Origin of the sequence: Frankia tisae, from assembly GCF_025403405.1 — a bacterium.
GTDB lineage: Bacteria > Actinomycetota > Actinomycetes > Frankiales > Frankiaceae > Frankia > Frankia tisai.
Genome location: NZ_JANEZT010000274.1, coordinates 1 through 9,371, shown reverse-complemented (window position 1 = coordinate 9,371; position 9,371 = coordinate 1). Strand labels below are relative to the sequence as shown.

The 9,371-nt window shown below is 72.8% G+C and carries 4 protein-coding genes; 1 reads left to right on the top strand and 3 read right to left on the bottom strand.

Annotation, left to right across the window (positions count from 1 at the left end; all coding sequences use genetic code 11):
- Positions 1 to 90: 90 nt before the first annotated feature.
- Positions 91 to 3,690: a pyruvate:ferredoxin (flavodoxin) oxidoreductase gene (gene nifJ / locus NBZ85_RS22320; protein ID WP_261562536.1), complete on the bottom strand. Its 3,600-nt coding sequence runs from the start codon at positions 3,688 to 3,690 to the stop codon at positions 91 to 93.
- Positions 3,691 to 3,850: 160 nt separating this feature from the next.
- Between nifJ and NBZ85_RS22315 the strand changes: the two genes are divergently transcribed.
- Positions 3,851 to 5,926 (top strand): NAD(+) synthase, encoded by a 2,076-nt coding sequence (locus NBZ85_RS22315; RefSeq protein WP_261558793.1) that lies wholly within the window; start codon positions 3,851 to 3,853, stop codon positions 5,924 to 5,926.
- Between the two features lie 19 nt (positions 5,927 to 5,945).
- Here NBZ85_RS22315 and NBZ85_RS22310 read toward each other — a convergent pair whose 3' ends face one another.
- Together NBZ85_RS22310 and NBZ85_RS22305 are read right to left on the bottom strand one after the other, a co-directional pair.
- A complete protein-coding gene (locus tag NBZ85_RS22310; RefSeq protein WP_372517774.1) occupies positions 5,946 to 7,421 on the bottom strand; it encodes an MFS transporter in 1,476 nt (491 codons plus the stop codon).
- A gap of 120 nt (positions 7,422 to 7,541) precedes the next feature.
- The coding region (locus NBZ85_RS22305; protein ID WP_261562535.1) for a type 1 periplasmic-binding domain-containing protein at positions 7,542 to 9,371 on the bottom strand (1,830 nt) is incomplete at its 5' end.

Genomic DNA, 9,371 nt, shown 5'->3' with positions numbered 1-9,371 from the left:
GGCCCGGGTGGGTCAGGGCCGGCGGGCTTCGGGGGCTCGCCACGTAATGTCTGGATATTCCGGTTGTTTTGTGCTGGTTTCGGCCAGTTTTCAATCTAGGAGGGTTCGGCGTTGACGGAGAAGGTTGGTCCGGAGTGGGGGCCGCTGGCGGCCCTGGCCGGCGAGTGGGAGGGCGACCAGGGTGTCGACGTCGCCTTCGGCAACGTCGAAGGCTCGATGATCACCACCCCCTACCGTGAGCGGGTCACGCTGAAGCCGTTCGGCCCGGTGGCCAACGGCACGCAGCATCTCTACGGCCTCGACTACAAGATGGCCGCCTGGCGGTTCGGCGAAGGTCATCGACGGCGGTCGCGAGTCCAGCGAGAACGGCTGCTCGGAGCGGGGGTCGACCCGGTAGAGCGGCCAGTAACCCGACTTCACCGCCGCCTTCTGGTGGGACAGGCCCTCGGTCATGTCGATGCCGTGGGCGATGCAGTGGCTGTAGGCGACGATGAGCGACGGGCCGGGCCAGCTCGCCGCCTCGTTGAACGCCCGCACCGTGTGCTGGTCGTTGGCGCCCAGCGCGATCTGCGCCACGTACACGTCGCCGTAGGCGGCGGCGAGCAGGCCGAGGTCCTTCTTGCGGGTGCGCTTGCCGCCGCCGGCGAACTTCGCGACCGCGCCGCGCGGCGTCGACTTCGACGCCTGCCCGCCGGTGTTGGAGTACACCTCGGTGTCGAGGACGAGCACGTTGACGTTGCGGCCGGAGGCGAGGACGTGGTCGAGGCCGCCGAAGCCGATGTCGTAGGCCCATCCGTCGCCGCCGACGATCCACACGCTCTTGTCGACCAGGTTGTCGACGAGCGGGTCGAGCCGGGCGTCGTGTTCGGTGCCGGCCAGGCGGCGGCGCAGTTCGGCGACGCGGGCGCGCTGGGCGAGGATGCCGGCGTCGGTGCTCTGGTCGGCGCCCAGGAGCTCGTCTACGAGCGAGTCGCCGACGATCGGCGCGGCGGCCCGCAGCAGCCGGCGGGCCTCCCGCGCGTGGCTGTCGAGCCCCAGGCGCATGCCCAGGCCGAACTCGGCGTTGTCCTCGAACAGCGAGTTCGCCCAGGCCGGGCCGCGGCCGTCGGGGCCCGTCGTCCACGGCGTCGTCGGCAGGTTCCCGCCGAAGATCGACGAGCAGCCGGTGGCGTTCGCGATGAGGATGCGGTCACCGAACAGCTGGGTGAGCAGCTTCAGGTAGGGCGACTCGCCGCAGCCGGAGCAGGCGCCGGAGAACTCGAACAGCGGCTGGCGCAGCTGCGAGCCGCGGACGTTCTCCGCGGGGATGCGGGTCGGGTCGATCGGCGGCAGCGTCTCGTAGAACGCCCAGCCGGCGCGCTCCTCGGCCAGCCGCGGCGCGGCGGCGACCATGTCGAGGGCCTTGTGCTCTTTGTTCTCCCGGCTGGTCGCCGGGCAGACCTTGACGCACAGGGTGCACCCGGTGCAGTCGTCCGGCGCCACCTGGATGCTCACCCGCAGCCCGGCGAGGTCCTTGTCCCTGGGCTGGCGCGACTTGAACGTCGCGGGCGCGTCGGCGAGCAGCGCCGGGTCGAAGGCGGCCATCCGGATCGCGGCGTGCGGGCAGACGATCGTGCACTTGCCGCAGTTGATGCACAGGTCGGCGTCCCACACGGGCAGCTCGTGGGCGATGGCACGCTTCTCGTAGCGGGCGGTGCCGACCGGGAAGGTCCCGTCGGCCGGCAGCGCGCTGACGGGGAGCAGGTTCCCCTCCCCCGCCATGATCCGGGCGGTGACCTCCTTGACGAATACCGGCGCGTCGCCCTCGAGGCGCCGGGACGTGCGCCCCCCGACGGTGCGGCCGGTCAGGTCAACCTCGGCCAGCGCACCGAGGGAGGCGTCGACGGCGGCGAAGTTGCGTCGCAGCACGGCCTCGCCGCGCTTGCCCTGGGCGACGCGGATGGCGTCCTTGACCGCCGTGACCGCCGTGTCGGCGTCGAGCAGCCCGGACAGCTGCAGGAAGCAGGTCTGCAGCACGGGGCTGACGATCCCGGGCAGGCCCGCCTCGCGGGCCACCCGGTCGGCGTCGACGACGAACAGCCGGGCGCCGCGCTCGAGCAGGTGGCGCTGCGCGTCGGCGGGCAGGTACTCCCACACCTGGTGCGCCGGGTACGGGCTGTTGATCAGCACGGTGGCACCGGTGGCGGCGACGGCGAGCACGTCGACCCGCTCGAGCAGCGAGAACTGGTGGCAGCCGACGTACTGGGCGTCGCTGATGAGCCACGGGGCGTCGACGGGGCGGGGCGACAGGCGCAGGTGCGACACCGTCATCGACCCCGACTTCTTGGAGTCGAACACGAAGTAGGCCTGCGCGTGCAGCGGGGTGTGGTCGGCGACGATGGCCGCGCTCGCCCGGGTGGCGCCGACCGTCCCGTCGCTGCCGAGGCCGTAGAACACCGCCCGGCGGACGTCGGCGTCCTCCGGATACCCGGCGTCGTCCACGTCGAGGGAGAGGTTCGTGAGGTCGTCGTGGATGCCGACCGTCACCTCGCGGCGCGGCGCGGCGCTGGCCAGCTCGTCGAACACGGCCGCGGCCATCGCCGGGGTGAACTCCTTCGACGCCAGCCCGTAGCGGGCGCCGATGACCCGCGGCATGCTTTCCGGCCGCTCGGCGAGCGCGGCGAGCACGTCGAGGCGCAGCGGCTCACCGAGGGCGCCCGGCTCCTTCGTCCGGTCGAGGACCGCGATCGAGCGGACCGTCGCCGGCAGGCAGGCGACGAACGCCGCACCGTCGAAGGGCCGGTACAGCCGGACCTGGACGAACCCAACCTTCTCGCCGCGGGCGACCAACCGCAGGACGGCCTCGCGCACCGCGGAACGACCCGAGCCCATGACGACGACGACCCGCTCGGCCTCGGGATGGCCGTGGTACTCGAAGATCCGGTAGGACCGTCCGGTGGCCGCGGACACCCGGTCCATCGCCCGCGCCACGATCCCGGGGACGGCGGTGTAGTAGGCGTTCGACGCCTCCCGGGACTGGAAGAAGGTGTCCGGGTCCTGGGTGGTGCCGCGGATCACCGGGCTGTCCGGGGACAGCGCGCGCAGCCGGTGCGCCTCGACCTGCTCGGCGGGCAGCAACCCGGCGAGGGTGGCGTCGTCGATCTCATGGACCTCGTTGAGCTCGTGCGAGGTGCGGAAGCCGTCGAAGAAGTGCAGGAACGGAACGCGGGATTCCAGCGTGGCGATGTGCGCGACGGCGGCCAGGTCATGGGCCTCCTGGGGGGATGCGGAGGAGAGCATGGCGAAGCCGGTCGAGCGCGCGGCCATCACATCACTGTGATCACCGAAGATGGACAGCGCGTGCGTGGCGATGGTGCGGGCGGCGACGTGCAGGACCATCGGCGTGAGCTCGCCGGCGATCTTGAACATGTTGGGCAGCATCAGCAGCAGGCCCTGGGAGGCCGTGAACGTGGTCGACAGGGCGCCGGCCTGCAACGCCCCGTGCACGGCACCGGCGGCACCGCCCTCGCTCTGCAACTGGACCACGTCGGGGACAGCGCCCCACAGGTTCGCCCGGCCCTTCGTCGCCCAGGCGTCGGCGAGCTCTCCCATCGCCGACGCCGGGGTGATCGGGTAGATGGCGATCACCTCACTTGCCCGGTAGGCCACCGAGGTGGCGGCCTCGTTACCATCGATCGTCTTCTGACCCATACACCCAGAGTCGGCTGCGGATGACGCAGCGACGAGGGACTTCCTTCCCTTACCGGAAGACGGAAGTTACCGGCAGGAGTCCCTGTTTGGCTCACCCGCGAGCGGGAGAGCGACAATGCGGGCAGCGCACACCGACAATGTCGACAGGATGCGAGGCGATGTGACGCAGCCAGAGTTCGGCGAGCCGCGGCGGGAGTTCGCCGCGATCCACAGCCACGGCCTTGCCCGGGTCGCGGCGGCCACGCCGCTGGTGGTGACCGCGGAGCCGGCGCGCAACGCCGAGGCGACGGTCGCGCTGGCCCGCCAGGCGGACGCCGGCGGCGTCGACGTCGTCGTCTTCCCCGAACTCGGGTTGTCGTCGTACGCGCTCGACGACCTGCACCTGCAGGACGCGCTGCTCGGCGCGGTCGAGCAGGCGGTGGGCACGGTGTGCCGGGCCAGCCGTGAGCTCGCGCCGCTGCTGCTGGTCGGAGCGCCGCTGCGCCGGCGCGGGCGGCTCTACAACACGGCGCTGGCGATCTCGCGCGGGCGGATCCTCGGCGTGGTGCCCAAGACGTTCCTGCCGAACTACCGCGAGTACTACGAGAAGCGCTGGTTCGCCTCGGGCGCCGGCGTCACCGGCCTGGAGATCACCGTCGCCGGGCAGACGGCGCCGTTCGGCACGGATCTGATCTTCGAGGCGGCGGATCTGCCGGACCTCGTCGTCGGCGTCGAGATCTGCGAGGACTACTGGGCGCCGATCCCGCCGTCGTCGTACGCGGCGATGGCCGGCGCGACGCTGCTGGCGAACCTGTCCGCGTCGAACATCGTCGTCGGGAAGGCCGCCGACCGCGCGCAGCTGTGCGCCGCCCAGTCGGCGCGGGCGATGGCCGGCTACGTCTACTCGGCGGCCGGGACCGGCGAAAGCACCACCGACCTGGCCTGGGACGGGCAGGGCACCATCCACGAACTCGGGGATCTGCTCGCCGAATCCGAACGCTTCGCCGACTCCCCCCAGCTGCTCGTCGCCGACGTCGACCTCGCCCGGGTGCGCCAGGAACGGATGCGCACGGGCACGTTCAACGATGCCGCCGTGCTGGCCGGCCAGCCCGAGCGGAGTTTCCGCACGGTCCGCTTCTCCCATCGCCCGCACCGCCGCGACGTCGGGCTGCGCCGCCACCAGCGCCGCTTCCCGTTCGTCCCCGACACGGCCGAGCGGCTCGACCAGGACTGCTACGAGGCGTTCAACATCCAGGTCCACGGCCTGGCCCGGCGGTTCCGGGCGACCGGCGGGGGCCGGATGGTCATCGGCGTCTCCGGCGGGCTCGACTCGACGCACGCGCTGATCGTCGCGGCGAAGGCCTGCGACCGGCTCGGGGTGCCCCGCACGACGATCCTCGGCTACACCCTGCCCGGGTTCGCCACCTCGGGCGAGACGAAGGCGAACGCCTGGGCGCTGATGCGGGCGCTCGGCGCCGAGGCGGCGGAGATCGACATCCGCCCCGCCGCCCGCCAGCTGCTCGCCGACCTGGGGCATCCCGCCGCTGAGGGCGCCGCCGCCTACGACGTCACCTACGAGAACGTGCAGGCCGGGCTGCGCACCGACTACCTGTTCCGGCTGGCCAACCACCATGGCGGGTTCGTCGTCGGCACCGGCGACCTCAGCGAGCTGGCGCTGGGCTGGTGCACCTACGGCGTCGGCGACCAGATGAGCCACTACGCCGTCAACGCCGGCGTGCCCAAGACGCTGATCCAGTACCTCATCCGGTGGGCGGTGAGCCACGACCAGTTCGACGCCGACACCGGCACGCTGCTGACCGCGGTCCTCGACACGGAGATCTCCCCCGAGCTGGTCCCCGCCGACGCCAAGACCGGGGCGATCCAGAGCACCCAGGACCGCATCGGCCCCTACGAGCTGCACGACTTCTTCCTCTACCACCTCCTGCGCCACGGCCTGGCGCCGTCGAAGATCGCCTTCCTCGCCTGGCACGCCTGGCGCGACGCGCTGGCCGACGGCTGGCCCGCCGGTTTCCCCGACGCCGAGCGGCACGCCTACGACGAGGCGACGATCGTGCGCTGGCTGCGCGAGTTCCTGGGCCGCTTCATGGCGTCGCAGTTCAAGCGCTCGGCGCTGCCCAACGGCCCGAAGGTCTCCTTCGGCGGCACCCTGTCGCCCCGCGGCGACTGGCGGGCACCGTCCGACGCCAGCGCCGCCGCCTGGCTCGCCGAACTCGACCGTAACGGCCCGCGGCTCTAGCCAGCCATCGACGTCGAGGTCAACCTGCCGCGGATTCCGCCGATCTTCGGTTCGGCCTGGCGTCCGGGTCCGGTGCCACCGGATCGGCGAGGCTGGTGGGCGGGCGGCGGGCGAAGAGGATGGCGAGGCCGGCGGCGGCGGACAGGCCGGCGGCGGCCAGGTAGGCGGCGGTGAACGGGGCGGCGCGCAGCGCGTCGCCGACGATCGCCGACAGCAGGCTCATCCCGATCACCGCGCCGATCTGGTTGGCGGTCTGCTGCAGCGAGGTGGCCAGGCCGAAGCTGTCCGCGGGGGCGGCGTTGCCGGTGATCACGAGCAGCGGCGGCTGGGCGTGCCCGAACGCCAGGCCGCTGACGATCAGGCCGGCGACGACCACGGGCAGGCGGTCGTACTGGGTGCCGAGGGCGAGCACGGCCAGGGCGATCGTGTAGACCCCGCCGGCCACGCCCGCGAGCACCCGCGACGAGACCCAGGCACCCAGCCGGCTCGCCGACGGCGCGGCCAGCGCGATCGACAGGGTTCGGGTCATCGTCACCAGGGAGGTGGCCGCGACCGACAGCCCGAACACTCCCTCCAACAGCAGCGGCGTGACCAGGAAGTTGCCCATGTGGGCGGCGCCGAGCAGGAACGAGCTCGCCCCCGCGGCCCGGATGTCACGCTCGCCGAGCAACGCGGTCGGCAGAACCGGCATGGCGGTGCGCCGCTCGACGACGACCAGCAGCCACAGCAGCAGCGGGACGGCCACGAGCAGGCCGATCACGATCGGCCGTAGCCCCCAGCTGGCGGCCCGGTTGACCCCGAAGGTCAGCGCGAACGTCGCCGCGCCGAGCACCAGCGCGCCGGTCTTGTCCAGTTTCAGGCGGCGGTCACCGACGTCGACCGGCAGCACCTTCACTGCCGCGACCAGCGGGATCAGGGCGATCCCGGCCTGCATGACGAACAGCGGCCGCCACCCGATCGAGTCGATGACCAGCCCGCCGATGGCGAGCCCGCTCACCGACGCCCCGGACAGCACCCCCGACGCCCAGGCCGACGGGCGCACCCGCTCGTGCGGCGGGAAGGCGTGGAACAGCATCGCGAACGACGCGGGAATCGTCGCCGCCCCGGCCACCTGCGCCGCCGCGCGGAAGGCGATGAGCGACACCGGATCCCAGGCCAGCGCGGTCGCCAGCGAGAACACGACGGCGAGCACGGAGCCGACGAGGAACGTGCGCCGGTGCCCGCGGATGTCGCCGACCCGGCCGAGGACCGGCATCGCGACCGCCTGCGCGAGCAGCGAGCCGGTCACCGCCCAGGAGATCACATCGACACTGCTGTGCAGGTCACCGGCCACCGTCCGGATCGACACGGACAGCACGGTCGCTGTGAACGTCGTCGCGAACATCCCCGCCAGGCAGGTCAGCAGGATCAGCTGCTGTTGCCGGCGCCCGGCGCCGCCGGCCGGCGATGGGGATGGTGGTAAGGCCGGTCCCGCACTCTGGTCCTGCGCGACCACGTTGCTCCCCTCCGGGCTCTCGGGCGAAACCTTCCGATCGTCGACCGTGGTTGTGCCCGGACGCAACCAGTTGCCTGCCGCCCCGCCTGCGCGTTCGCCCAGCCGTGGCTCAGCCGTGGCTCAGTAGACGGCGCAACCGGAGGTGGTGTCGGAGGGGCGGCGCAGGCTGTCGGGGGCGGTACCGGTGGAGACGGTGCTCACGGTGGCGCCGGCCGGGTCGAACCGGCGGATGACGACCGGTGCGCTGGTCGAGTCGCCGTAACGGTCGAAGCTGATGTAGCCGTTCGCGCCGGCGAGAGCATTACGGCCGCAGGTTCTGTCGAGGACCGCCTTGACATTCGCCCGCAGCTGGCCCGGCGGCGGGGTGTTGATGTCGGCAGCGCTGATCGCCCCGACGAGCACGGACATCGCGTCGAAGGCGACGATCGTGTGGCCGGAGATGAGCCGCTGCGGCGTGCCCCGCATCTGCGCCGCCCACTGCCCGGGCACGGTGGCGCCGCCCGAACGGGTCTGCTCCAGGTAGAATGGCTCGACGTCGCCGGGTTGAGCCAGGCCGAAGTCGGCGAAGTAGAAGGTGTGGTCGCCCATCGCGCCGGCCGCGATCTCCCCCGGGTCGGTCTCCAGCTCCATCGCATCGTCCCCGGAGATGATCGGCAGGTGCGGGTCCGCGCGCCCGCAGGCGGAGCCCGCCAGAGCCTCCAGCAGGATGTTCACGCTGGTCGTCCGGCCGGTATAGACGAGCAGGTTCGGCGGCGCCGGGCCGGTGCAGCGTTCGCTGAGGGTGTGGCCCAGCACTCCCAGCACGGTCGGGCCGCCGTCCGCGGCGCTGGCCGTGGCTGCCTGATCGGCGTCGGGGAAGGGCACGAGGACGGCCGGGGCGGCACCGGGCAGCCGGCGCAGTTCGGCGCCGACATCCTGGGCGAGGTTGTCGCTGTAGTGGTCGGCGCCGACGGACTTCGGGGCGGCGCCCCCGGAGGAGACGATCAGCGGCCGGACCGGCTCGTCGCCGCGCCCCTCCCGCTTCATGATCGTCGGGATCGCCTGGGCGATGACGGCCGCCTCCCGGCGGTTCGTCGCCCCGACCCGGAAGTACCAGTCGTATGGCCGCCGCGTGTGCCCGGGCGGTCCGACGGGTTGGGTAAAAGCGTCGGCGGACGCGGTCGACGACACGATCGGAAGCTGGGTCGTGCCGCTGAGCTGCGCGACCGCCTCCCGGGCCGCGGCGGTGCTCTGGAACAGGCCCAGCACCCCGGCGAGGCCCGCGTCGGCGCGGGCGGCCTCGTCGATGCGCCGGGCGACGGTGACCGCGCCACCCGAATGCCAGCCGACGTTGGCGACCAGCAGCCGGATCCGGGTGCGGGAGCGGGAGCCGGGCACGTCCGCGGCGGTGTTGACCGCCGCCTGGGCGAGCTGCGCCCCGAGCAGCTCGTTCAGCCCGCCCTGCCCGATGGTCGTCGGCGAGTCGGCCTGCCCGCCGCCCGGCGGGGAGTGCGGCCCGGTCAGCGGGGCCGCGACGACCACCGTGTGCACCCCGCCCTTGCCGGCGAGCGCGGCGTTCTGCCGGCCGATCGTGGTCAGCAGCGCGACGAGGTCGGGTGAGGTGGAAGCGAAGGTGTATGCACCGTCGCTGAACCCGATGCACTGCTCGTCCTGGGATCCCGCCCAGGTCTCCGGGGCCGCGAGCCGCATCACGGGAGCCGGCGGGCGACAGGTGCCCGACGACCCCGGCCGCCACACCCCCGCGCCGAGGACCGCCACGACGGCGACGGCGCACGCGACCACCGCGGCACCGATCACGTAACGCAACCGGCGCCGCCTGCGGCCCTTCGCCCCGTCGGGCGCACGCCCCGGATCCTCGGGCTCGATCGGATCCGCGGGGACCACCACGTCGGCGGATCCCGGCGGTTCCGCGGACCCCTTCGGGCCGGTAGGGCCGGAGTCGTGTGGGGG

Coding starts and splice junctions, on each gene's coding strand:
- nifJ (WP_261562536.1), bottom strand. CDS start 3,690: ATGGGTCAGAAGACGATCGATGGTAACGAGGCCGCCACCTCGGTGGCC.